Source organism: Pseudomonas mucidolens (assembly GCF_900106045.1).
Taxonomy (GTDB): domain Bacteria; phylum Pseudomonadota; class Gammaproteobacteria; order Pseudomonadales; family Pseudomonadaceae; genus Aquipseudomonas; species Aquipseudomonas mucidolens.
Window position 1 is genome coordinate 1,082,395 of sequence record NZ_LT629802.1, and the last position, 25,302, is coordinate 1,107,696.

The 25,302-nt window shown below is 59.5% G+C and carries 20 protein-coding genes and 4 tRNA genes; 22 read left to right on the forward strand and 2 right to left on the reverse strand.

Going from position 1 to position 25,302, the window contains the following annotated elements:
- Window positions 1-92: 92 nt before the first annotated feature.
- The 14 genes from uvrB to BLU75_RS05435 all read left to right on the forward strand — a co-directional run bounded on the left by uvrB (window position 93) and on the right by BLU75_RS05435 (window position 11,520).
- Window positions 93-2,108 carry an excinuclease ABC subunit UvrB gene (uvrB, locus tag BLU75_RS05370; protein ID WP_084381676.1) on the forward strand — a complete coding sequence of 672 codons (2,016 nt, stop codon included), beginning with the start codon at window positions 93-95 and terminating at the stop codon, window positions 2,106-2,108.
- A 193-nt stretch (window positions 2,109-2,301) separates the two neighbouring features.
- The gene (gene gltX / locus BLU75_RS05375) at window positions 2,302-3,783 is read left to right on the forward strand and encodes a glutamate--tRNA ligase (RefSeq protein ID WP_084381677.1); all 1,482 of its coding nucleotides are present in this window, start codon (window positions 2,302-2,304) and stop codon (window positions 3,781-3,783) included.
- A gap of 147 nt (window positions 3,784-3,930) precedes the next feature.
- A tRNA-Ala gene (locus BLU75_RS05380) sits at window positions 3,931-4,006 on the forward strand.
- Window positions 4,007-4,095: 89 nt separating this feature from the next.
- Window positions 4,096-4,171: transfer RNA gene (locus BLU75_RS05385), tRNA-Glu, on the forward strand.
- A gap of 50 nt (window positions 4,172-4,221) precedes the next feature.
- Window positions 4,222-4,297 (forward strand) — tRNA-Ala (locus tag BLU75_RS05390).
- Window positions 4,298-4,388: 91 nt separating this feature from the next.
- Window positions 4,389-4,464, forward strand: a tRNA-Glu gene (locus BLU75_RS05395).
- Between the two features lie 190 nt (window positions 4,465-4,654).
- Window positions 4,655-5,194, forward strand: a complete 540-nt coding sequence (locus BLU75_RS05400; protein WP_084377351.1) for a TetR/AcrR family transcriptional regulator — start codon at window positions 4,655-4,657, stop codon at window positions 5,192-5,194.
- Window positions 5,195-5,222: 28 nt separating this feature from the next.
- Window positions 5,223-6,056, forward strand: coding sequence for an alpha/beta hydrolase (locus tag BLU75_RS05405; protein ID WP_084377353.1), 834 nt, complete (start codon window positions 5,223-5,225; stop codon window positions 6,054-6,056).
- 55 nt (window positions 6,057-6,111) lie between these two features.
- On the forward strand, window positions 6,112-6,543 hold the full coding sequence (locus tag BLU75_RS05410; protein WP_084377355.1) for an acyl-CoA thioesterase: 432 nt from the start codon (window positions 6,112-6,114) through the stop codon (window positions 6,541-6,543).
- Between the two features lie 81 nt (window positions 6,544-6,624).
- Window positions 6,625-7,584, forward strand: coding sequence for a tRNA dihydrouridine synthase (locus BLU75_RS05415; RefSeq protein WP_084377357.1), 960 nt, complete (start codon window positions 6,625-6,627; stop codon window positions 7,582-7,584).
- 117 nt (window positions 7,585-7,701) lie between these two features.
- Entirely contained in the window at window positions 7,702-8,151 is a 450-nt protein-coding gene (locus BLU75_RS05420) for an Hsp20 family protein (protein WP_090221388.1), read from the forward strand.
- Between the two features lie 402 nt (window positions 8,152-8,553).
- On the forward strand, window positions 8,554-9,492 hold the full coding sequence (locus tag BLU75_RS05425) for a hypothetical protein (RefSeq protein WP_130909169.1): 939 nt from the start codon (window positions 8,554-8,556) through the stop codon (window positions 9,490-9,492).
- A 179-nt stretch (window positions 9,493-9,671) separates the two neighbouring features.
- On the forward strand, window positions 9,672-10,658 hold the full coding sequence (locus BLU75_RS05430; RefSeq protein ID WP_130909168.1) for a hypothetical protein: 987 nt from the start codon (window positions 9,672-9,674) through the stop codon (window positions 10,656-10,658).
- Between the two features lie 13 nt (window positions 10,659-10,671).
- Window positions 10,672-11,520, forward strand: a complete 849-nt coding sequence (locus BLU75_RS05435; protein WP_231982615.1) for a hypothetical protein — start codon at window positions 10,672-10,674, stop codon at window positions 11,518-11,520.
- A gap of 13 nt (window positions 11,521-11,533) precedes the next feature.
- On the opposite strand, the gene BLU75_RS05440 is transcribed toward BLU75_RS05435, so the two are convergent.
- Both BLU75_RS05440 and BLU75_RS05445 read right to left on the reverse strand, forming a co-directional pair.
- Window positions 11,534-14,842: a PAS domain S-box protein gene (locus BLU75_RS05440; RefSeq protein ID WP_084377363.1), complete on the reverse strand. Its 3,309-nt coding sequence runs from the start codon at window positions 14,840-14,842 to the stop codon at window positions 11,534-11,536.
- Between the two features lie 62 nt (window positions 14,843-14,904).
- The gene (locus tag BLU75_RS05445) at window positions 14,905-15,789 is read right to left on the reverse strand and encodes a LysR family transcriptional regulator (protein ID WP_084377365.1); all 885 of its coding nucleotides are present in this window, start codon (window positions 15,787-15,789) and stop codon (window positions 14,905-14,907) included.
- A gap of 146 nt (window positions 15,790-15,935) precedes the next feature.
- Here BLU75_RS05445 and leuC point away from each other — a divergent pair, with 146 nt between their 5' ends.
- The 8 genes from leuC (at window position 15,936) to BLU75_RS28235 (ending at window position 25,226) form a co-directional block, all read left to right on the forward strand.
- Window positions 15,936-17,354: a 3-isopropylmalate dehydratase large subunit gene (gene leuC / locus BLU75_RS05450; RefSeq protein ID WP_084377367.1), complete on the forward strand. Its 1,419-nt coding sequence runs from the start codon at window positions 15,936-15,938 to the stop codon at window positions 17,352-17,354.
- Between the two features lie 10 nt (window positions 17,355-17,364).
- Window positions 17,365-18,009 (forward strand): 3-isopropylmalate dehydratase small subunit, encoded by a 645-nt coding sequence (gene leuD, locus BLU75_RS05455; RefSeq protein ID WP_084377369.1) that lies wholly within the window; start codon window positions 17,365-17,367, stop codon window positions 18,007-18,009.
- Window positions 18,010-18,315: 306 nt separating this feature from the next.
- Window positions 18,316-19,083 (forward strand): class I SAM-dependent methyltransferase, encoded by a 768-nt coding sequence (locus BLU75_RS05460; protein WP_084377371.1) that lies wholly within the window; start codon window positions 18,316-18,318, stop codon window positions 19,081-19,083.
- Window positions 19,084-19,132: 49 nt separating this feature from the next.
- On the forward strand, window positions 19,133-20,215 hold the full coding sequence (gene leuB / locus BLU75_RS05465; RefSeq protein ID WP_084377373.1) for a 3-isopropylmalate dehydrogenase: 1,083 nt from the start codon (window positions 19,133-19,135) through the stop codon (window positions 20,213-20,215).
- 64 nt (window positions 20,216-20,279) lie between these two features.
- A complete protein-coding gene (gene asd / locus BLU75_RS05470; protein WP_084377375.1) occupies window positions 20,280-21,392 on the forward strand; it encodes an aspartate-semialdehyde dehydrogenase in 1,113 nt (370 codons plus the stop codon).
- A 161-nt stretch (window positions 21,393-21,553) separates the two neighbouring features.
- Complete coding sequence (locus tag BLU75_RS05475; protein WP_084377377.1) at window positions 21,554-22,564, forward strand: aspartate-semialdehyde dehydrogenase; 1,011 nt, start codon at window positions 21,554-21,556, stop codon at window positions 22,562-22,564.
- 162 nt (window positions 22,565-22,726) lie between these two features.
- The gene (locus BLU75_RS05480; protein WP_414860567.1) at window positions 22,727-25,171 is read left to right on the forward strand and encodes a type IV pilus assembly protein FimV; all 2,445 of its coding nucleotides are present in this window, start codon (window positions 22,727-22,729) and stop codon (window positions 25,169-25,171) included.
- Window positions 25,161-25,226: a hypothetical protein gene (locus BLU75_RS28235; RefSeq protein WP_414860571.1), complete on the forward strand. Its 66-nt coding sequence runs from the start codon at window positions 25,161-25,163 to the stop codon at window positions 25,224-25,226. Before BLU75_RS05480 ends, BLU75_RS28235 begins: the two co-directional genes overlap by 11 nt.
- The last annotated feature ends 76 nt before the right edge of the window (window positions 25,227-25,302 follow it).

Sequence of the window (25,302 nt, forward strand, 5' to 3'; positions counted from 1 at the left end):
CCTGCAATGGGCGCTGTTACAGCCCTCGTTGCATGTGGTCTTTTCCGTCCCTGCCGGTTTCATCGCGCTGGGGGTGGCTTCAGAGGTACGTTATGTCGGAATTCCAGCTTGTCACCCGCTTCGAACCCGCCGGCGATCAACCGGAAGCCATCCGCCAGATGGTCGAAGGCATCGACGCAGGCCTGGCCCACCAGACCTTGCTCGGGGTGACCGGTTCTGGCAAGACGTTCAGCATTGCCAACGTGATCGCCCAGGTCCAGCGCCCGACGCTGGTGCTGGCGCCGAACAAAACCCTGGCCGCGCAGTTGTACGGTGAGTTCAAGGCGTTCTTTCCGAACAACGCGGTGGAATACTTCGTTTCCTACTACGACTACTACCAGCCGGAAGCCTATGTGCCGTCTTCCGATACCTTTATCGAGAAGGACGCCTCGATCAACGACCACATCGAACAGATGCGCTTGTCGGCGACCAAGGCGTTGCTGGAGCGCAAGGACGCGATCATCGTCACCACGGTGTCGTGCATCTACGGCCTCGGCAGCCCGGAAACCTATTTGAAGATGGTGCTGCACGTGGATCGCGGCGACAAACTCGACCAGCGTGCCTTGCTGCGCCGCCTGGCGGACCTGCAATACACCCGCAACGACATGGACTTCGCCCGCGCAACATTCCGCGTACGTGGCGATGTGATCGATATCTACCCGGCGGAGTCGGACCTGGAAGCGATCCGCATCGAGCTGTTCGATGATGAAGTCGAGAGCTTGTCCGCCTTCGATCCGCTGACGGGCGAAGTGATTCGCAAACTGCCGCGGTTTACCTTCTATCCGAAAAGCCATTACGTGACCCCGCGTGAAACCCTGTTGGACGCCATCGAAGGGATCAAGACCGAGCTGGCCGAGCGTCTGGAGTACCTGCGCTCGAACAACAAGCTGGTGGAGGCCCAGCGGCTGGAGCAGCGTACGCGCTTTGACCTGGAGATGATTCTGGAACTGGGTTACTGCAACGGCATCGAAAACTATTCGCGTTACCTGTCAGGCCGTGAATCCGGTGCGCCACCCCCGACCCTCTACGACTACCTGCCGGCGGACGCCTTGCTGGTGATCGACGAATCCCACGTCAGTGTTCCGCAGGTCGGCGCGATGTATAAGGGTGACCGTTCGCGCAAGGAAACCCTGGTGGAGTATGGCTTCCGCCTGCCGTCGGCGCTGGACAACCGGCCGATGCGTTTTGACGAATGGGAAAGCATCAGCCCGCAGACCATCTTTGTTTCGGCCACGCCGGGCAACTACGAGGCCGAGCACGCCGGACGAGTGATTGAGCAACTGGTGCGTCCGACCGGACTGGTCGACCCGGAAATCGAGATTCGTCCGGCATTGACCCAGGTCGATGACCTGCTGTCGGAAATCAACAAGCGCGTGGCGCTGGAAGAGCGGGTGCTGGTGACCACGCTGACCAAGCGCATGTCCGAGGACTTGACCGACTACCTCGCGGATCACGGCGTGCGGGTGCGCTATCTGCACTCGGACATCGATACTGTGGAGCGCGTGGAAATCATCCGTGACCTGCGCCTCGGCACTTTCGATGTGCTGGTGGGGATCAACCTGCTGCGCGAAGGCCTGGACATGCCGGAAGTGTCCCTGGTGGCGATTCTCGACGCGGATAAAGAAGGCTTCCTGCGGTCCGAGCGCTCGCTGATCCAGACCATCGGGCGGGCCGCGCGTAACCTCAACGGGCGGGCGATTCTGTATGCGGACCGGATCACCGGTTCTATGGAGCGGGCAATCGGCGAGACCCAGCGGCGCCGCGACAAACAGATCGCCTTCAACCTGGAGAACGGTATCACCCCCAAAGGCGTGTTCAAGGACGTCGCCGACATTATGGAAGGCGCTACCGTGCCGGGTTCGCGCAGCAAGAAGCGCAAGGGCATGGCCAAGGCCGCCGAGGAAAACGCCAAGTACGAAAACGAACTGCGGTCGCCGAGCGAAATCACCAAGCGTATCCGTCAGCTGGAAGAAAAAATGTACCAGTTGGCGCGTGACCTGGAGTTTGAAGCGGCGGCGCAGATGCGTGATGAGATTGGCAAGTTGCGCGAGCGTTTGCTGACTGTTTGACCCTTTTGTTCCTTACCCATTGTAGGAGCGAGCCTGCTCGCGAAAAACCTCAACGATAACGCGGGCATTCTGGTTAAACGCGATGTCCTCGCGTTCTTCGCGAGCAAGCTAGCTCCTACAATATGGAACTCGGGGCTGTTACCATTCGCCCCTTGCTTCAATTTTCAGCTTTATTGCCCATTCGAGACCCGTCATGACCACCGTCCGCACGCGCATCGCGCCATCGCCCACTGGGGATCCCCACGTCGGCACTGCCTACATCGCCTTGTTCAACTACTGCTTTGCCAAGCAGCACGGCGGTGAATTCATCCTGCGGATCGAAGACACCGACCAACTGCGCTCGACCCGCGAGTCGGAGCAGCAGATTTTTGATGCCCTGCGCTGGTTGGGTATCACCTGGGCCGAAGGTCCGGATGTCGGCGGTCCACACGGTCCGTATCGCCAGAGCGAGCGCAGCGAGATCTACAAAAAGTACACTCAGCAACTGGTCGATATGGGCCACGCTTTCCCGTGCTTCTGCACCGCCGAAGAACTCGACCAGATGCGCGCCGAACAACAGGCCCGCGGTGAGACTCCGCGCTACGACGGCCGCGCACTGTTGCTGTCCAAGGAAGAAGTGGCCCGGCGCCTGGCGGCAGGCGAACCCCACGTGATCCGCATGAAAGTGCCGAGCGAGGGCGTGTGCGTGGTGCCGGACATGCTGCGTGGCGATGTCGAGATCCCGTGGGATCGCATGGACATGCAGGTGCTGATGAAGACCGACGGCCTGCCGACCTACTTCCTGGCTAACGTCGTCGATGACCACCTGATGGGCATCACCCACGTGCTGCGTGGCGAAGAGTGGCTGCCGTCGGCGCCCAAACTGATTCTGCTTTACGAGTACTTCGGCTGGGAGCAACCGCAGTTGTGCTACATGCCACTGCTGCGTAACCCGGACAAGAGCAAGTTGTCGAAGCGCAAGAACCCGACTTCGGTGACGTTCTACGAGCGCATGGGTTTTATGCCCGAAGCGATGCTCAACTACCTGGGCCGCATGGGTTGGTCGATGCCGGATGAACGCGAGAAGTTCTCGCTGCAGGAAATGGTCGACAATTTTGACCTGTCCCGCGTCTCCCTTGGCGGGCCGATTTTCGACATCGAGAAATTGTCGTGGCTCAATGGCCAATGGTTGCGTGACCTGCCGGTGGAAGAATTCGCCAGCCGGGTACAGCAGTGGGCGTTGAATCCCGAGTACATGATGAAGATTGCACCGCATGTGCAGGGCAGGGTGGAAACCTTTAGCCAGATCGCGCCGTTGGCCGGTTTCTTTTTTGCCGGTGGCGTGGCGCCCGATGCCAAGCTGTTTGAATCCAAGAAGCTCTCGGGTGATCAGGTTCGCCAGTTGATGCAGTTGATTCTGTGGAAGCTGGAAAGCCTGCGCCAGTGGGAAAAGGAGGCCATTACCGCGACGATCCAGGCCGTGGTCGAGTCTCTGGAGTTGAAACTGCGGGATGCCATGCCGTTGATGTTTGCCGCGATCACCGGGCAAGCCAGTTCGGTCTCGGTACTCGATGCGATGGAAATTCTCGGTCCGGATCTGACCCGTTTCCGTCTGCGCCAAGCCCTTGATTTGCTTGGTGGTGTGTCGAAGAAAGAAAACAAGGAATGGGAAAAGCTGCTGGGCGCTATCGCTTAAGCCCGCTGCTGTATGGGTCAAACCCCGGCTTTGCGGGGTTTGATCGGTAAGTGATTGTTATGCCGACAAAAAATTTTGAAAATTGTTGAAAAAAAATTTGACAGCTTTCCAATACGCCCTTAAGATTCGCCCCGTCCTCACCGACGAGGGGCTATAGCTCAGCTGGGAGAGCGCTTGCATGGCATGCAAGAGGTCAACGGTTCGATCCCGTTTAGCTCCACCAATTTACAGGTTCAAGGTCTGGCCACACCGTCCTTGAATCGATCAGGCCAGTTTCCCAGACCGGCTTGATCATGTTGTACAGAAGGTTTTGTCCCCTTCGTCTAGTGGCCTAGGACACCGCCCTTTCACGGCGGTAACAGGGGTTCGAGTCCCCTAGGGGACGCCAGTTTCAACAAGCAGCTCGCAAGGTCTGCTGCGCCGCGAGGCGAAAAATCCGGGGCTATAGCTCAGCTGGGAGAGCGCTTGCATGGCATGCAAGAGGTCAACGGTTCGATCCCGTTTAGCTCCACCAATTTACAGGTTCAAGGTTGCGGCCACAGCGTCCTTGAATCGATCAGGCCAGGTTTCAAGTTCAGCCTGATCAAATTGTATAGAAGGTTTGTGTCCCCTTCGTCTAGTGGCCTAGGACACCGCCCTTTCACGGCGGTAACAGGGGTTCGAGTCCCCTAGGGGACGCCACGATTACCCGCTCTGCGGGATTTATAAGGGTCATTCGATTATTGAATGGCCCTTTTGTTTGTCTGGCGTTTGGGTTTCTCCCCGCCCCTTCCTCCTCCCTCTATATCTTCTCCTGACCAGCGGTCATATTCGGCGCTTGCGAAAAATAATTATGAGTATAATATTTTATTCGTAATATTCGGAGGCAGTGATGAGCGATAAAAAAGCACAAACCCGAGAACGCATTCTGCAGGCCGCCAGCGCCGCGTTGATCCAGCGCGGCCCAGCCGAGCCTAGTGTGGGCGAGGTCATGGGGGCGGCGGGGCTGACCGTCGGTGGCTTCTACGCGCACTTTGAAAGCAAGGATGCGTTGATGTTGGAGGCGTTTCAGCAACTGCTGGCACGGCGTCGAGCGGCTATTGAGGAGATGGATGCGAGCCTCACCGGTGAAGAGCGTCGCGCCTTGGTGGCGGCGTTCTATCTGTCACGCAAACACCGCGATTCTACTGAGCAAGCCTGTCCGATGCCGGCAACGGTCGGCGAGATGGGGCGCTTGCCGGACGGCTTTCGCGAAGTATTGAGTGAGCACATCGAGCTGATGGCCGCACAGCTGGCTACCCATCCGGAAGAAACCGACAACGCGCTGGCTGATATGGCGCTGATGATTGGTGGTCTGATCCTGGCTCGCGGCCTGGGGCCGGGAGAATTGTCGGATCGCATATTGCGTGCATCCAAGTCGGCAGTGCGCTGAGAAGGCTCTGGAACCTGAGGAGTGAATGATGGGCACGTTAAAGTGGGTTCGTGGCGTCAACGGTGCCGTCGGCAGGCTGGCGCCGCAGACCATTGCCAGCAAGATGCGCCGTGTTTTCATGACGCCTCGGGATTTACCGCCACGCGATTGGGAGTTGCCGCTGCTCGCGCAATCAGAGCGCATTACGTTGCGGTTCGGTTTGTCTGCTCTGCGTTGGGGGCAAGGGCCGACGGTGTTAATGATGCACGGCTGGGAAGGGCGCCCAACTCAGTTCGCCAGCCTGATCACGGCATTGGTTGATGCCGGTTATTCAGTGATCGCCCTTGAGGGGCCGGCCCATGGTCGCTCGCCAGGTCATGAAGCTCACGTGCTGCTGTTTGCCCGGGCGATGCTTGAGGCGGCGGCCGAGTTACCGCCGCTGCACGCGGTAGTCGGTCACTCGATGGGCGGCGCCAGTGCCATGCTGGCCGTGCAGTTGGGCTTGCGCGCCAATGCGTTAGTGAGTATTTCCGCACCTTCGAGGTTTCTCGATGTACTACGTGGTTTTGCCGGCATGGTCGGGCTGCCGGCGCGGGCGCGGGCGGCGTTTATCCAGCAGGTCGAGCACGCGTTCGGCATGCCGCTCAAGCGCTTGGATGTAGCGCATTATCAACTGAACCTGCCGGGCCTGATCGTGCATGCTGCAGACGATGACGTGGTGCCGGTCAAGGCGTCCCAAGCGATTCACGAGGCCTGGTTCGACAGCCGCCTGCTGCGCCTGGAGCAAGGCGGGCACCAGAAAGTGCTGGCTGACCCGCGGGTGATTGAAAGTGTGCTGGCGTTAGTGGCCGGTTGTCGTCAGTCCGAACGCCAAACCGCTTGAGAGGATCATTGGGTTACACTGCTCGCTGCCGACATTAATCGACCGGGAGCAAGGCATGGGCTGGGATCTGGCAACACCGTTTATCATTGATCTGTCGGTCGGGCCTGAAGATATCGACGGTCTCGGCCACGCCAATAACGCGGTGTACGTAGCCTGGCTGGAACGTTGTGCCTGGCGCCACTCCCAGCGTCTGGGGTTGGATCTCACTGCGTACCGACGCCTCGATCGAGCCATGGCGGTGGTGCGCCATGAGATCGATTACCTGGCTGCGGGTTACGAGGGTGATGAGTTGCAGCTGGCAACCTGGATCGTCGATTGGGATCAGCGCTTGAAAATGACCCGGCGTTTCCAGCTGCTGCGTCCCCGTGACGGCAGCACCCTGTTGCGCGCGCAAACCACCTTTGTCTGTATCGAACTGTCTAGCGGCAAACCCAAACGCATGCCGGCGGAGTTCATCGATGGCTATGGTGTGGCGTTGCACACCTGACACATGGATTAACCGTTGCGCTGGGAAACCAGTAAACTGCGCTGCGTTTTTCGTAGCCTTGTTTTTCATTGAGTGTTTTCCATGCAAATTGCTTTGGCGCCCATGGAGGGGTTGGTCGACAACATCCTGCGGGACGTGCTGACCCGTGTTGGCGGTATCGATTGGTGCGTGACCGAGTTTATCCGGGTCAACGACCGCCTGCTGACGCCGGCCTATTTCCACAAACTCGCGCCTGAATTGCTGCACGGTGCCCAAACCGCCGCCGGTGTGCCATTGCGCGTGCAATTGCTCGGCTCCGACCCGGTATGCCTGGCGGAAAACGCCGTATTGGCCTGTGAACTCGGCTCCGAGGTGATCGACCTGAACTTCGGCTGCCCGGCCAAGACGGTCAACAAGTCACGCGGTGGCGCCGTGCTGCTCAAGGAGCCGGAGCTGCTCAACCGGATCGTTGAACATGTGCGTCGGGCGGTGCCTGCGCACATCCCGGTGACGGCCAAGATGCGCCTGGGCTTCGACAGCCCGGATGGCGCGCTGGTATGTGCCACGGCGCTGGCCGAAGGCGGTGCGTCTCACATCGTCGTGCATGCGCGGACCAAGACCGATGGCTACAAGCCGCCCGCCCATTGGGAGTGGATCCCGAGGGTGCAAGATGTGGTCAAGGTGCCAGTATTCGCCAATGGGGATATCTGGAGTGTCGAGGACTGGCGGCGTTGTCGGGAGATCAGTGGAGCCGAGGACATCATGCTCGGCCGCGGCCTGGTCGCGCGTCCGGACCTCGCGCGGCAAATCGCTGCAGCGCGTGCCGGCGAAGAGATCGTCGAGATGACCTGGGAGCAGATGCAGCCCATGCTACGGGAGTTTTGGTCGCAATCGGTGGCGCAACTGACTGAACGGCAGGCGCCAGGACGTTTAAAGCAATGGCTGGCCATGCTGACGCGCAATTATCCGCAGGCGGTGGAGCTGTTTACGGCCCTGCGCCGGGAAACCGATCTGCAGCAAGTCAGTGGTTTGTTGGGCATGGCGCATCCTGCAGCAGCGTAAATTTTTTTCAAAAAGATCTCTTGAAATGCAAGCGGCGATCCTTATCTAGGGAGTACACGATGCCGAATTCGGGTCGTGGAGATAAAAACCTTGCTGATATTTCAGGAGATTTGAACCATGAGTACTGCATTTTCCCTGGCGCCGCTGTTTCGCTCTTCCGTGGGTTTCGACCGTTTCAACGACCTGTTCGAGACCGCGCTGCGCAATGAGCCCGGCAGCAGCTACCCGCCCTATAACGTCGAGGAGCACGGTGATGATCAATACCGCATCGTGATCGCGGCGGCCGGCTTGCAGGAAGACGATCTGGAGCTGCAAGTGGAGAAAGGCGTCTTGACCGTCAGTGGCGGCAAGCGCGATCCCAAGGCTGAGAGCGTCACTTACCTGCATCAGGGCATTGCCCAGCGCGCTTTCAAATTGTCGTTCCGCTTGGCGGATCACATTGAAATCAAGGCCGCGGACCTGAGCAACGGGCTGCTGAGTATCGACCTGCTACGGGTTGTACCGGAAGAGGCGAAAGCCAAGCGTATCCCGATCAATGGGGCGCAGAAGCCTGCCTTGCAGCATTAAGTAGTCACTTTTTCAATTACACGCAGTCAAGAAGGGCGCCACTGGCGCCCTTTTTTGTGCGCGTCGTTCAGCCGCTCAAGTGTGGCAGGACACTACACGGCGCAACTCGCCTGCTCATCTGGCGGCGGCGCGCCGAACACCCCGGCACGCCGCGTGGAGCGGGGTGTGGCGCAGGTCACAGGCGTCGGATAAATCCTGCAGATGGACAGATTAAGCCTCTAGGCACTGAAGCCGTTTTAACCGTTTGCAGTGTATGGTTACTTGTGCTGCTGGAACGCGTAAGCCCTTTCGGCCACTTACGACATGTACTAAGCACGATCTGATAGTGATTCGGACTTATCTGATCGTGATAAGGCTTTTGTTGCTTAGTGCTTTCTTAAGCTGGCCACTCTGGAGAAGCCCATGCGCATATCGGGTCAATGTAACGGTGTCGATATTCACTCATTCGCACAGGATAAGCAGGCAGCAAGTCAGGCACATGCAAAACGTGCACGTCATTGGCAATACTCCACTGCTATTCACCATCCACAACCTCCCGCCACGCCTCAACGTCAGACTATGGACATGGAAGGTTTGCGAAGTATGGTGGATGCGATAAAAAAAATGATCGGCTTGTTCGATGGCATGATAAATAAACTCAGGGAAACACTTTCTCCGAATCCGACTCGTTTCTCGCCGGGCAAACCTGGTTTTGTACCGTTTGTGCCTGAACCGAGGGTTGCACCGGCTGTGGTGACGCCGGTGCGGCCGTCCCCAGTCATGCCAGAGTATGTCCCCGGCAAAAAGCCCGACGATATATGGGGTGGTTTCCGCCAGGGAACCGATGGTAACTGCGTGACGGTCTCTGCGATTAAGGCGGCGATGATGCGGTTTGGACAAAAACCTCGGGATATATTCAAGGAGGTGGAGAAGACCGAGGCCGGTTTTGATGTGGTGATGCGCGATGGCTTTAAACTTCAGTTGACTCACGATGAACTGCAAATCGCTGCCAGACGCTCAGCGTTCCTCGGCAATAATCGAGACATGCTCGACGACGCACACTTTCTGTTCGCCGCCAGTGCCAAACGCGCGCAGCTGGAGAATAACGACCGCACGGCGGCACATAGTTTCCAGCAGGCGATACGAACATTGAACGATGGCGAACATTCGCGAGAGGGATTAATGCGCCTCGGCCTGAGAGAACATGTTCGCAATGTTCCGTTATCGGCATTACTTAATGGCATGGTTGGCACTATTGAACGACGCGGACATTCTGTGGCAGTGATTGATGGCGTCGAAGAGTTGTGGGGCCGCCGAGGCAGAACTCCCTATTGGCCAGAAACCATTACCGGGCTTGTGTGAGCTCACGTATCGCTCAGCGCTTATATAAAGTTATCCATGGGCTACGGCGAGGTTTTAATACCTGCAACTTATTGCACGGCGTGTGTCTGCTCTAATCAAACAATCGCTACGCCCTTAATCACCTTACGACCTCGCCGCGCAACATAACGATCTCGTTGTTTCACTAAAAGGTTTTTAGCATGCTTATTTCCTCAAGCCCCACGGGCTCGCGTGAACATTCCTGTCTGCATGAGCAAGTGCGGCAGACGTGTGACAAGCCGCCGGTAGTATTAAACAAGGTATTTAATAATGTATTTAACAACGCGCCGTCGGCGCCGCCCGCTGATTGGGTTAAATCTTCACCGGTGCGCCCGGCGGACGGGCAGGATGGGGGGGATTTCATGATGACGCTTATGTCCTTGTTCACGCTGCTGACAGACGTCATTGGCAGGCTTACCAAACTGCTCGGTGATGGAACCGTGCCCGACACCGTGGCGCCGCAGATAAAACCCTCGGTCCAGGTGCCGATAGACCCGGTGACACCGCGGGAACTCGATCCGCCCTCAGTCCTTGAGGACTTTTCCGTCAGGCGAAATGGCGAACGACCGCTTAAACCATGGTCCGGGTTATATGAATCCCCGCGGGAGTTCGGCCAGACCTACAACGTCAGCGTTCATGTCGCCGCCGTCAAGGCCGCGATGCTTAGATTCGGTCAAAGCCCGATGGACGTATTCAGGGAGATCACGCCCAGCGGTGACGGCTATGACGTGGTGATGCGCGATGATTACAAGGTGCACATCAGCCGCGATCAGCTCAAGCAAGTGGCGAGTTCAGCGAATTTTTCCGGCGATGACGCAGGCATGCTCAAGGATGCCCACTTCATCACGGCCGCCTTTATCGCGCGCAAAAAAGACGGAAGCTTGGGCAACCCGCCTTTCGCAAGCTTCGACGCTGCCCAGCAGGCCAGTCTGAGGGGAGAGTTCCCGAAACGTATGCTGCAAGGTTTGGGCTTGATCGGCCATATGCAGATGACGCTGCCAGATCAAGTGCTGGAAAAGGATGCGATTGGCGTTTTTGAGCAAGGCATTCAGCGCGGGGCCGTGTTTGCCGAAGGTGCCATCGATCGGCATGGGCGCAAGAGCGAAGCGGTCGCACCAGGCGGGTTCCGTGGCTATGTATTGAACTGAGGAGACCAGGCTGATGAATATCCGTTTATACAATCAGGCGCCCCACGCTGGCATCGTCGCTGTGCCGGAAGTGGAGAGGGCGGCCGACGCGCGTGCGCGCCTTGTCGATGACTGTGCACGCCTGAACCGGCCGCTGCTGGCAAAACCGTTGCCTGCCCCGGCGGAGTTGCCACGCGCTATAAGCGCGTTGCTGATCCAGCTTTCGTCGCTGCTGGAGCGTTTATCGCGCTCACGGGAAAGGCTGCCGACCCTGGTGGACAAAAGTCCTGCTTATCCTTCAAGCAAAGCCATAGGCGAAGCGCCTGCCGATATCTGGAGCGGTTTTTATCAATCGGTGGAAGGCAACTGCGTGACGGTCTCGGCCATCAAGGCGGCGATGATGCGGTTTGGCCAGAACCCGCTCGGCATCTACCGTGAAATACACGCCACCGACCAAGGTTATGCAGTGACCACCCGCGACGGCAAGGTGCTGGCGGTGTCCCATGCCGAGTTGCGGCTTGCGGCCCGCCATTCGGGGTTCAAGGGGCATGACGCGGGCATGCTCAAGGATGCCAACTTCCTCTATGCGGTGAGCGCCAAACGCGCGCAACTGGAAAATCATGAAGGCGCAGGGAAGAGTTTCAAGGCGGCGCTCGATAGCCTGAACGATGGCGAGCTGCCGGGAGAGGGGTTCAGGCGCCTGGGACTTTTTGCGTATATGCGTCACGCGACCCGGCAAGAGTTGGCGGACGGCGCATTGGGCACCCTGGCGTACAACGGACACTCGGTGGCGGTGATCGGCAGCCACGAGGAGCGCTACGGCATAAAATGGAACGCGCCGCCTGCGGACCTGCATCACTATCAGGCAATCAAGCTGGTTTGATCAGCCGCCGCGCTCACTCGCTCAGGCGCAGGTGAGCGGCGGCTTCCAGCAGCGTTAACCTGAAGGTTTCCAGTGGCAGTGGCCTGCTGTGCAAATAGCCCTGATACAGGTAGCAACCCAGCTTTTGCAGGAACTCCAGTTGTTCGAGGGTTTCGACGCCTTCGGCAATCACTTCAAGGTTCAGGCTGCGGGCCATGGCCAGGATGGCGCGAATGATTTCGGCATCATTGGGGTCATGCGTCGCGTCGCGTACAAACGACTGATCAATCTTCAGCGCATCCACCGGCAGGCGCTTAAGGTAGGTCAATGACGAATAACCTGTGCCGAAGTCATCCATGGCAAAACTGACGCCAAGTTTTTTCAGGCGGCGCATTTTGCTGATGGTGTCGTCCAGGTTCTGGATCACAATGCCTTCGGTGATTTCCAGCTTCAGCAAGGTGAACGGTATCCGATGACGGTTCAGGCTGCGTTCCACTCGTTCGACAAAATCGTTCTGATGAAACTGTCGGGGGCTGATATTGACGCACAGGCTGAAGCTCAACGGGTCTACAAGGCCTTCGGCAATCAATTGTGCAAAAGCTGCGCAAGCTTCGTCGAGAATCCAGGTGCCTACCTCGAGGATCAGGCCGCTGTCCTCGAGCACCTTGATAAATTCGCCCGGTGATTGCGGCCCAAGCTGTGGATGTTGCCAACGCACCAGCGCCTCGGCGCCGATGATGTGATTACCGCGTGCATCCACTTGCGGCTGGTAGTGCATGCTGAACTCGCCACGTGCAAGTGCCAGGCGCAAGTCGGTTTCCATGCGCTGCCGTTCGCTGGCTGTACGTTGCATGCTGTTATGGAACATCTGGATGGCGTTACGACCCGAGTCCTTGGCCCGATACAAGGCAATATCTGCACGTTTGAGCAGGTCCGCCGGGGTGGAGCCGTGATCGGGAATCAGCGCGACGCCAATGCTGGGGGTGACCTGCAAACGCTCGCCATCGAGAAACATCGGTTCGGAGAGCAATTCGCGCAGGGTCTCGGCCAGCGCCTGAACCTGGGTGCTGACGGCCACCCGCGTACCTTCCAGGCCGCTCAGCAGTATCACGAACTCATCACCCCCCAGGCGTGCAACCGTGTCCTCCGTGCGCACGCTGGCTTCCAGGCGTGCGGTGACAATTTTCAGTACGGTGTCGCCCACCGGATGGCCGAGTGAGTCGTTGATGTGCTTGAAGTGGTCAAGGTCGAGAAACAACAATGCGCCGCGTAAGTTATGGCGCTTGAGCAAGGCGATCTGCTGGCTCAGGCGGTCCATCAATAATGCGCGATTGGGCAGGTTGGTCAGCGGGTCGTGGTAGGCCAGGTGACGGATCTGCGCCTGGGCGTTTTTCAGCAGGCTCACGTCTCGAGCGGTCAGCAGCAGGCAAGGGGTTTCATTGAGGGTAATCGGCTCCACCGACACCTCTACCGCCAGCAATGCCCCGTGTTTGTTGTGCCACAACATATCCAGGTGATGAACACGCCCGTTGGTTTGCAACTCTGTCATTAACGCCGTGCGCTGGTTTTCGTCCGCCCAGATGCCGATCTGGTAGAGCGTCAGACCAATGGCTTCTTCCGCTCGGTAACCGGTCAATCGACAGAAACCATCATTGACTTCCAGATAACGCCCGGTATCGCGTTCGGTGATAGACACGGCGTCGGGACTCGAATGGAATGCCTTGGCGAATTTCTCTTCGCTGGCTTTGAGCGCGGCTTCCGAGCGCTGTTGCTGGGTGATGTCCCGCAGGGTGGTAACGATGCATGGCTGGTTGCCCACCTTGATCAGGCGACTGGCAATCACGCAGGTCAGGCTTTGACCGTGCTTGTGATGGACGATAAGCGCAACGTTGTTCAGCGCCTGCTCCCGGATCACCTGTTCAACGCGTTGCAGGCGCTGGATGGATTCATCCCACAGGCCGATTTCCTCGGCACTTTGGTCGATAAGTTCCTCGGCGGTCCAGCCGAAGGTCTGGGTGAAGCTGGGATTGATTTCGATGAACTGGCCGGTTGCCAGGCTGGTGACACAAATCGGGTCGGGACTGGCGAGGAACAGGCTGGCAAACTTTTCCTCGGAGGCACTCAAGCGTTGTTCGCGTTCCACTTGGTCGGTGATGTCCAGCAAGGTACCGGCCATGCGCAGCGGTGCGCCGTTCTCATCCCGATAGAGGCGGGCCCGGCTTTCCAGGTAGCGCGAGCTGCCATCCTCCAGTTGCACGCGATAGGTCAACTGGTAATTGCCGGCCGGGCCTTCGCGCAGGGTGCGATAGGCGTGGCGCATGTTGTCGCGTTCCTCATCGGGCATGCCCTCAAAAAACGCATCGAAGGACTCATGAAAGGGGTGTGGTGGCAGGCCGTGCAACTGTGCCGCGCGTGCCGAGCCGTACAGCATCCCGCTGGGGATGTGCCAGTCCCAGGTGCCCATTTGCGCCGAATCGAGGGCCAAGTCCAGGCGTTCCTGGCTGTCCTTGAGGGCTTGTTCGGCGTTTTTGCGTTGAGTGGTGTCGAGAAACGTACTGATCAGATAATCATGGCCGTCCAGCTCGACTTTTTGTGCGCTGAGTGTGCCGTCATGAACTTGCCCGTTACTGGCGCGAAATTGCACCTCCATGGTGATCGGCTCGCCTTTGCGCTGGGTGGCCTTGACCAGCTGTGCGCGTTGTTCGGCATGCACCCACAGGCCCAGTTCCAGCGTGGTACGCCCAATCACGTCGGCCACCGGCCAGCCGAACAGGCTTTCAAAATACTGGTTGGCTTCAGTGATCAGGCCATCTTCCTGGCGAGTCAGCAGGACCATGTTCGGGCACAGGTGAAACAATGTAGCGAAGCGCTTTTCCGAATAACTGAGCGCCTGTTCACGTTCGCGCTGATGGGTGATCTCGCGTATCACGCCGATCATGTGGCGTTGCCCGTTTTTGTCGGTTAACAGGCTGCCATTGATTTCCAGCCAGTGCAGGCTGCCGTCAGGCCATTGAATGCGGTGATGCATGGCGTGCTCGACGGGTTCCCCCGCCAATACCGCATGAAACGCCCGGATGACCCGGCTCCGGTCCTCGGCGGGCAGCAGGTCGAGATAGTTCAGGTCCCTGGACAGCGGCTGCCGGGGATCAAAACCGAACAGCGCCTGGGTGCCCCGTGACCAACTGATCTGCCCGCTATTGATGTCCCAGCTCCAGGCGCCCAGCCGTGCGGCATTGAGCGCGGCTAACAGCTGCGGAGCGTTTTTCCAGCGTTGCTCTGCCTCCTGCGGGTCCAGAGCGTGGATATGCGGCAGCGGCGGCGTGGGGTCGACGGGGTTTGGCATTATCAAAGGGCCTTGGCTCAATGGGCGTTCGGCGTGGGCTCAGGATCTAGGGACGCGAGGCTTTATACCGACATCGGATCGACCTGTGCATCCAGTAGGCTCATGAAGGCCCGCGCAGCGTTCGACAGCGTCCTTTCGGTGTGCACGATATAGCCTAGCTGGCGACTGAGCTGTATGCCCGGTAACGCGATACTGGTCACCTGTTCATCCAGCATGGTGCGCGGCAGCACGCTCCAGGCCAGGCCGATGGAAACCATCATCTTGATGGTTTCCAGGTAATTGGTGCTCATGGCGATGTTGGGCGTCAGGCCCTGGGCCTCGAACAAGCGATGCACGATATGGTGGGTAAACGTGTTGCCCCCGGGGAATACCGCCGGGTGTCGGGCAATATCAGTCAGGCTGACCTTCCCGTTGCTGACCAGGCTGTGTTCGGGCGCCACGACAAAATCCAGCGGGTCATCCCAGACCGCGGTGGCCCGGACCAGCGTATGAGGCTCGGGGGCAAGGGTAATGACCGCTACCTCTGCACGGCCATGGAGGATTTCTTCATAGGCAACTTCTGAATCCAGAAACTGAATATCCAGGGCCACGTTCGGATATTCACGGGTGAACGTGCGCAAGACGGGCGGCAGGCGATGCAGGCCGATGTGGTGGCTGGTGGCCAGGGTCAAGCGACCGCTGACTTCCCCGGTCAGATTGGTCAAGGCGCGGCGGGTGTCATCCAGCACATTGAGAATCTGATAGGCGCGGGGCAGAAGGGCGCGCCCGGCCTCCGTCAGGCCTACCTCACGACCCAGCCGGTCGAACAGGCGCACTTTCAATTGCTGCTCCAGCCCTGCAATGCGCTTGCTGATGGCAGGTTGAGTCAAGTGCAGCCGCTCACCCGCACCCGAGAAGCTGCCGGTTTCGGCGATGGCAATAAAAGCGTTGAGATTGGCCAGGTCCATGGGTGTATTCCAGTAGGTTATCCAAAGCATAAAAAATATGAATTTGAGTTATTTAATGTAACGCCATAGCATCAGCCTCACAAGCCAAAGGGTTATTGAACTGCTCAATGCCCAGGGCATAGAAAGACGCTGATGAGGACCGACTGATGGCCGGCAAGACGCTTTACGACAAGCTTTGGGATTCCCATGAAGTGAAACGGCGCGATGACGGGTCGTCGCTGATCTACATCGACCGTCACATCATCCATGAAGTGACCTCGCCACAAGCGTTCGAAGGCCTGCGTCTGGCCGGGCGCAAGCCTTGGCGCGTCGACTCGATCATCGCCACGCCTGACCATAACGTGCCGACCACGCCGGAGCGCAAGGGCGGTATCGAAGCCATTGCCGACCAGGTGTCACGTTTGCAGGTGCAGACGCTCGATGACTATTGCGACGAATACGGCATCACCGAATTCAAGATGAACGACGTGCGTCAGGGCATCGTCCACGTCATCGGACCGGAGCAAGGCGCGACGTTGCCGGGCATGACCGTGGTGTGTGGTGACTCGCACACCTCGACCCACGGCGCATTTGGTGCTCTGGCCCACGGCATCGGCACCTCCGAGGTCGAACATGTGTTCGCCACCCAGTGCCTGGTGGCTAAGAAAATGAAAAACATGCGGGTGTCCGTCGAAGGCCAGTTGCCGTTTGGTGTCACGGCCAAAGACATCGTGCTCGCCGTGATCGGCAAGATCGGCACGGCCGGCGGTAACGGCCACGCCATCGAGTTCGCCGGCAGTGCGATTCGCGACCTGTCCATCGAAGGCCGCATGACCATCTGCAATATGTCGATTGAAGCCGGTGCCCGTGTGGGCATGGTGGCCGCGGACGAAAAAACCGTCGAGTACGTCAAGGGTCGCCCGTTCGCACCGCAAGGCGCCGATTGGGATGCCGCGGTCGAAGCCTGGAAAGACCTGGTCTCCGACGCTGACGCGGTGTTCGATACCGTGGTCAAGCTCGACGCCACCCAGATCAAGCCGCAAGTCAGCTGGGGCACTTCGCCGGAAATGGTCTTGGCGGTTGATCAAAACGTCCCGGATCCGGCTCGGGAAGCTGATCTGGTCAAGCGTGGTTCCATCGAGCGCGCCTTGAAATACATGGGTTTGAAGGCCAATCAGGCGATCACCGACATTCAGTTGGACCGCGTGTTCATCGGCTCCTGCACCAATTCGCGGATCGAGGATCTGCGCGCCGCGGCGGTGATCGCCAAGGGCCGTAAAGTCGCTTCGACCATCAAGCAGGCGATCGTGGTGCCGGGTTCGGGGTTGGTGAAGGCGCAAGCCGAAGCCGAAGGGCTGGACAAGATTTTCCTCGAGGCCGGTTTCGAATGGCGTGAGCCGGGTTGCTCCATGTGTCTTGCGATGAACCCGGACCGCTTGGAGTCGGGCGAACACTGCGCGTCCACGTCCAACCGTAACTTCGAAGGGCGCCAGGGCGCCGGTGGGCGTACCCATCTGGTGAGTCCGGCCATGGCCGCCGCCGCCGCCGTCAACGGTCGTTTCATCGACGTTCGCGAATTGATCTGAGGAATACCCGATGAGAGCTTTTACCCAACACACAGGTCTTGTAGCGCCGTTGGACCGTGCCAACGTCGACACCGATCAGATCATTCCCAAGCAGTTCCTCAAGTCGATCAAGCGCACCGGTTTTGGTCCTAACCTGTTCGACGAGTGGCGGTACCTGGACGTGGGCTACGCCTACCAGGACAACTCCAAGCGCCCGCTGAACAAGGAATTCGTGCTCAACGCCGAGCGTTACCAGGGCGCCAGCGTGCTGCTGGCCCGGGAAAACTTCGGCTGCGGCTCAAGCCGTGAACACGCACCCTGGGCTCTGGAAGAATATGGCTTTCGCAGCATCATTGCGCCGAGCTATGCCGATATTTTCTTCAATAACAGCTTCAAGAACGGCCTGCTGCCGATCATCTTGACCGATGCGCAAGTGGATGAACTGTTCCAGCAAGTGGAAGCCAATGTGGGCTACCAACTGACTGTCGACCTCGCCGCGCAGACCGTGACCCGACCGGATGGCAAGGTCTACCACTTTGAAGTGGATGCTTTTCGCAAGCATTGCCTAATCAATGGCCTCGACGATATCGGCCTGACCTTGCAGGACGGCGAAGCGATTGCCGCTTTTGAAGCCAAGCACCGGGCGAGCCAACCGTGGTTGTTTCGCGATGCTTGATGACTGAATGCACCATCGATTGTAGGCGCGAGGCGTCCCCTCGCTCCTACAAAAAAGTACCACCCTAAGGTAATGCTGTTCAGTTAAGAAAGTCGCGTGCCGAACACCCTCCTGTGGCGAGGGGGCTTGTCCCCCGTTGGGCTGCGTAGCGGCCCTCAAACCTGCCCCCCCAGGTTGACTGGACGACCGGGAAGGCCTTTGGGGTTGCTACGCAGTCCAACGGGGGACAAGCCCCCTCGCCACACAAGCAGTATCAGGCGCTTCACTTGCTTAACTGAACAGCATTACCACCATAAGGAGCTTTCCATGACCAGCACCGCCCACACCCAAGTTGTGCAAAAACAATTCGGCGAACAGGCTGCGGCCTACCTGAGCAGCGCTGTCCACGCTCAAGGCACTGAATTCGCGCTGCTAAAGGCCGAACTGGCCGGGCAGGGCAGTGCGCGACTGCTGGATCTAGGGTGCGGCGCCGGTCATGTGAGCTTCAATGTCGCGCCGCTGGTCAAGGATGTGGTGGCTTACGATCTGTCGCAGCAGATGCTCGATGTGGTCACTGCCGCTGCATTGGAGCGCGGGCTGGATAACATCACCACGGTGCGTGGCGCCGCCGAGCGCCTGCCGTTCGCCGATGACGAGTTCGACTTTGTGTTCAGCCGCTACTCCGCGCATCATTGGAGTGACTTGGGCCTGGCGCTGCGTGAAGTGCGTCGGGTGCTCAAACCCGGCGGCGTGGCGGCATTCGTGGACATCTTGTCGCCGGGCAGCCCGCTGTTGGACACTTACCTGCAAGCGGTCGAAGTGCTGCGCGACACCAGCCATGTGCGCGATTATTGCGCCGGCGAGTGGATGCGCCAACTCAACGAAGCCGGCTTGCACGTGCGCAGCAGCAGTCGCCAGCGCCTGCGCCTGGAATACACGTCCTGGGTCGAACGCATGCGTACCCCGCAGGTCCTGCGCAGCGCGATTCTTGCGTTGCAACAGGCGATGGGCCAGGAAGTCCGCGATTATTTCGAGATTGAAGCCGACGGCTCCTTCAGCAGCGATGTGCTGGTGGTGTGGGCCGAACGCCAGTGATTTTTCCCGACCTGCCTGTGGGCGGGTCGCCCGATGAAATGAGGAAAACATGAGCAAGCAGATTCTGATTCTTCCAGGCGACGGTATTGGTCCGGAAATCATGGCCGAAGCGGTCAAGGTCCTGGAACTGGCCAATGACAAATACAGCCTGGGCTTCGAGTTGAGCCACGATGTGATCGGCGGCGCGGCCATCGACAAACACGGCGTGCCCTTGGCCGATGAAACCCTGGAACGGGCTCGCGCGGCCGACGCTGTGCTGCTGGGGGCCGTGGGCGGCCCGAAATGGGACAAGATCGAGCGTGACATCCGTCCTGAGCGCGGCCTGCTGAAAATCCGTGCGCAACTGGGGCTATTCGGCAACTTGCGCCCGGCGATTCTCTACCCGCAGTTGGCTGACGCCTCGAGCCTGAAGCCGGAAGTGGTAGCGGGCCTGGATATCCTGATCGTCCGTGAGCTGACCGGCGGCATCTACTTCGGCTCGCCACGTGGCGTGCGCGAATTGGAAAATGGCGAGCGCCAGGCCTACGACACACTGCCGTACAGCGAAAGCGAAATCCGGCGCATCGCCCGTGTCGGTTTCGACATGGCGCGTGTGCGTGGCAAGAAAGTCTGCTCGGTGGACAAGGCCAACGTATTGGCGTCCAGTCAGTTGTGGCGTGAAATCGTCGAGCAAGTGGCCCAGGACTACCCGGATGTCGAATTGAGCCACATGTATGTCGACAACGCCGCCATGCAACTGGTGCGCGCGCCGAAGCAGTTTGATGTGATCGTCACCGATAACCTGTTCGGCGATATCCTGTCCGACCAGGCGTCGATGCTCACGGGTTCCATCGGCATGCTGCCGTCGGCGTCCCTGGACACCCACAATAAAGGTATGTACGAGCCGTGCCACGGTTCGGCGCCGGACATCGCGGGGCAGGGTATTGCCAACCCGCTGGCGACCATTTTGTCGGTCTCGATGATGCTGCGTTACAGCTTCAATCTGGCGGACGCCGCGGATGCCATCGAGAAAGCCGTGAGCCTGGTGCTTGATCAGGGGTTGCGCACCGGGGACATCTGGTCGTCGGGTTGCACCAAGGTGGGTACGCAGGAAATGGGCGACGCAGTAGTCGCCGCGCTGCGGAATCTGTAATCTCTCGGGCCCGCTTGCAGTTGTCGCTGCAAGACGGCCCACTTTTTAACAAGGTGTAGTTGCGATGAAACGTGTAGGTCTGATCGGTTGGCGCGGTATGGTCGGTTCCGTGCTCATGCAGCGGATGCTGGAAGAGCAGGATTTCGATCTTATCGAGCCGGTGTTTTTCACCACTTCGAATGTGGGTGGCCAAGGGCCGTCCGTGGGCAAGGATATTGCCCCGCTCAAGGACGCCTACAACATTGAAGAGCTGAAGACCCTCGATGTCATTCTGACCTGCCAGGGTGGCGACTACACCAGCGAAGTCTTCCCCAAACTGCGCGAAGCCGGTTGGCAGGGCTACTGGATCGACGCGGCTTCCAGCCTGCGCATGCAAGACGATGCGGTGATTATCCTCGACCCGGTGAACCGTAGGGTCATCGACCAGCAGCTCGACGCCGGCACCAAGAACTACGTCGGCGGCAACTGCACCGTCAGCCTGATGCTGATGGGCCTGGGTGGCCTGTTCGAAGCCGGCCTGGTGGAGTGGATGAGCGCGATGACGTATCAGGCGGCCTCGGGCGCCGGCGCGCAGAACATGCGCGAACTGATCAAGCAGATGGGCGCGACCCACGCGGCTGTCGCCGATCAACTGGCGGATCCCGCCAGCGCCATCCTCGATATCGACCGCCGTGTGGCTGAAGCCATGCGCAGCGAAGCCTACCCGACCGAAAACTTCGGCGTGCCCTTGGCCGGTAGCCTGATCCCGTGGATCGACAAGGAACTGCCGAACGGCCAGAGCCGAGAAGAGTGGAAGGCCCAGGCTGAAACCAACAAGATCCTCGGTCGCTTCAAGAGCCCGATCCCAGTGGATGGCATCTGCGTGCGGATTGGCGCCATGCGTTGCCACAGCCAGGCGCTGACCATCAAGCTCAACAAAGATGTGCCGATCGCCGATATCGAAGGGCTGATCAGCCAGCACAACCCGTGGGTCAAGCTGGTGCCGAACAACCGCGAAACCAGCATGCAGGAGCTGAGCCCGACCAAGGTTACCGGGACCCTGAATGTGCCGGTGGGCCGTCTGCGCAAACTGAATATGGGCACCCAGTACCTGGGCGCCTTCACCGTTGGCGACCAACTGCTGTGGGGCGCCGCTGAACCGCTGCGTCGCATGCTGCGGATTCTGCTCGAGCGTTGATTGCTTGAGGCAATAAGAGAACCCCGCGCTCTGGTGACAGGCGCGGGGTTTTTGTTGCTGGTCAGGGGGCCATCAGCGGCGCGACAAAGCCCAGGCCAATTGCCTCACCCCCAGCCACCCGGTAAAGTGCCGCTCCCCCCGCAATGCCCGAGGCCGTCTCCATGACCCAGACTTTTGATATCGCCGTGATCGGCGCCACCGGCACGGTTGGCGAAACCCTGGTGCAGATTCTTGAAGAACTGGATTTTCCGGTGGGTAACCTGCACTTGCTGGCCAGCAGTGAGTCAGCGGGCGCGTCGGTGCCGTTTCGCGGCAAGAATGTGCGGGTGCGGGAAGTCGATGAGTTTGATTTCAGCCACGTGCAGCTGGCGTTCTTCGCCGCCGGCCCGGCGGTGACCCTGAGCTTTGCCCCGCGAGCCACCGCCGCCGGTTGTTCGTTGATCGATTTGTCGGGCGCCTTGCCGGCCGATCAAGCGCCCCACGTAGTGCCGGAAGCCAATCCCGAGGTGCTCAAGGGCCTGAAAAAACCCTTCCAGCTCAGCAGTCCAAGCCCGTCCGCCACCCACCTGGCGGTGGTGCTGGCGCCGCTGCGCGACCTGCTCCAGATTCAGCGGCTCAGTGTTACGGCGAGCCTCGCGGTCTCGGCCCAGGGGCGCGAAGCCGTCAGCGAACTGGCTCGGCAAACCGCTGAACTGCTAAATGTCCGCCCGCTGGAGCCGAAGTTCTTTGATCGGCAGATGGCCTTCAACCTATTGGCCCAAGTGGGTACCCCGGATACTCAGGGTCATACCTCTCTGGAAAAGCGTGTGGTTCACGAGCTGCGCGCTGTGCTTGGATTACCTTTGCTGAAGATTTCGGTCACTTGCGTTCAAGCCCCGGTGTTTTTTGGCGATAGCTTGAGTGTGTCACTGCAGTTGGGGGCGAATCTCGACCTCGCCGCCGTCAACCGCGTGCTGGAGTCGGCACCCGGCGTCGAGCTGGTGGAGGAGGGCGATTACCCTACGGCTGTTGGCGATGCGGTCGGTCAGGATGTGGTCTACGTCGGCCGGGTCCGCGCCGGGATTGATGACTTGGCGGAACTAAATCTGTGGCTGACGTCAGATAACGTACGCAAAGGTGCCGCACTGAATGCCGTACAACTGGCGCAGTTGTTGATAAAAGGTCTTGTGTAAAAGATACTTGGCAGCAATTTGTAGATTGATTCTAGCCAAGCGCTATGCTTGGCAGCATGTAGGAAAAATTGCGCGTCGGTGACTTATCGGCTCGCCATGCCGAATGGCAGCGGTAATCAACCTTCTCGCGAGCCGGGGAGTGTTCAAACAAAGGATGAGGCTATGGTTCAAGTTCGCAAACTGGTGTTAGCAATAGCGGCCGCCTCGGCGCTGTCCTCCGGTATGGCGCATGCGCTGCAGCTGGGGGAAATGACCCTCAAGTCGAAGTTGAACCAGCCGCTGTCGGTGGAGATCGAACTGCTGGATGTAGGTGGCCTGACCGCCTCCGATATCGTCCCCAGCCTGGCGTCCACCCAGGCTTTTGTGGATGCCGGTGTCGATCGCCAGGCGTTCCTCGATGAACTGACGTTTACGCCGGTGCTCAATCCCAACGGCCGTAGCGTGGTGCGTGTCACCTCCAGCAAGCCGCTGCCGGATTCCTATGTGCGTTTCCTGTTGCAGGTGCAATGGCCTAACGGCCGCTTGATGCGTGATTACAGCGTCTTGTTGGACCCCGCTAAGTTTGACCAGGAGCCGCAGGCCACCAGCACACCGGCCGCGCGCCTCGCTGCTCCCGCGGTGAGCAAGGCTGATGAATACACCACGAATTCCCGCGACACGCTGTGGGAAATCGCCGCCGAGCACCGCAATGGCGGATCGGTTCAGCAGACCATGCTGGCCATCCAGGCGCTGAACCCGAACGCTTTTCTTGACGGCAATATCAACCGCATGAAGGCGGGCCAGGTCTTGCGCCTGCCCGATCCGGTGCAAAGTACCAGCCTGGCGCAACCTCAGGCGATTGCCGAGGTGAGAGCGCAGAACGCGGCCTGGCGCGAAGGGCGTCGTGGTGGTGCGCAACAGGTTGCGGGGCGTCAGCAACTGGACGCGACCAAGCGTGATCAGGCGGGTACGGCACCTTCGCAAACCGCGGCAAAAGATAACCTGAGCCTGGTCTCGGCTGAGGCCGCCAAGGCCGGCGCCAAAGGCGCGGCGGGCGACACCAAGGCGTTGAACAGTCAGTTGGCGGTAACCCAGGAAAACCTGGATTTGGCCCGGCGTGAAAACGAAGAGCTCAAAAGCCGCATGGCTGACCTGCAAAGTCAGTTGGACAAGCTGCAGCGCCTGATCGAACTCAAGAACAACCAGTTGGCCACGTTGCAGGCTGAAGGTGGTGCTCCGGCACAACCGGCCGCGATGCCCGCCGAGGCGTCTGCACCTGTCGTAGCGCCCGCCGAGACGCCGGCCGAGTCTGATGCAGCTGCTACCACAGAAGGCAAATTCAATGACCTGCTGACCAATCCGGTTGTCTTGGGTGTGGTGGGTGGTGCGGCGGGCTTGCTGGTGCTGCTGCTTCTGTTGCTGTGGGCCCGTCATCGCAATGCGCGCCTGGAAGAAGAAAAGCACCTGCGCATGGCGCGAGCGCTGGCCGAAGAGCCTGAGTTTTCCTCGAACCTTGAGCAAGACCTGCCCTCCGACAGTTTCGAAGGTCTTGACGTCCCGCCGGCCAGCGTCAAGCTGGCTCCAGCTCCAGCTCCAGCTCCAGCTCCAGCTCCAGCTCCCGTCCCTCCCGCTGCAGTCGTGGCGCCGGTGATGGCGCCTGCGTTCAAGCCGATCATTGAGGCCGGTTCTACCGACGCCTTGGCACAAGCGCAGTCTCATCTGGATCGTGGTCATCTGAACCAGGCGGCCGCCATCCTGGAAGAAGCCATCACCCTGGAGCCCAAGCGCAGTGACCTGCGTCTCAAGCTGATGGAAGTCTACGGCCTGCAAGGCGACAAAGACGGCTTCGTGACTCAGGAGCGCCAATTGGTCGCCAATGGCGAGAACCATGTCCAGGTCGAACTGCTGAAAAGTCGCTTCCCGGCCATGGCGGTCTTGGCTGCCGGTATCAGTGCCGCGGTCGCTGCCGCCGCACTGGACGCACAGTACGTCAAGGACTTGCTCAAGGATGAATCGGAACCGCATACCGCTGATCCGTCAGACGTGGACGTCGACCTGAGCCTGGACGAGCTTGAAGCCGCTTCGCCGGCAGCGCTGGCTTCGCCAGTTGATGACCTGAGTTTCGATTCGGTGGTGCAGCAGCAGACCGAGGCGCAGGCCGAGCGGGATGAGTTGGCTGACTTTGACCTGGACCTGCCACTGGATGCGCCGTCCTCCCAGGCAGACGATGATTTCCTGTCGGGCCTGGAAGATCAGATGAAGGACCCGTCGCCCGTTGAGCCGCCCACACTGACGCCGGCTGCGCTGGATGACCTCGATCTGCCGGAGGATTTCGACTTGTCTCTGGCCGATGAGATGGATGCGCCGGAAGCGGCCCAGCCGAACGCTTTCGCCTCGGAGCTGGATGACGTCAATGCCGAGCTGGAGCGTTTGTCGCAAAGCCTTGAGCAACCCTCGCTCGAGCCGAGCTTCACGGCTGAAGATGCGGCGACGGGCGACGACGAGCCGGAATTCGACTTCCTCTCCGGCACCGATGAAGTGGCCACCAAGCTGGACCTGGCCCAGGCCTATATCGACATGGGGGGATGCCGACGGCGCGCGGGATATCCTCTCCGAAGTGCTGACTGAAGGCGACGATGGTCAGAAAAACGAAGCCAAGGAAATGCTCAGCCGCCTGGCTTGATTGATCGGGCTGAACCTTGCGGCAGCCTTCGGGCTGCCGTTTTTGTCTGTGCCTCCAACTAAAACCGTCTGAGACA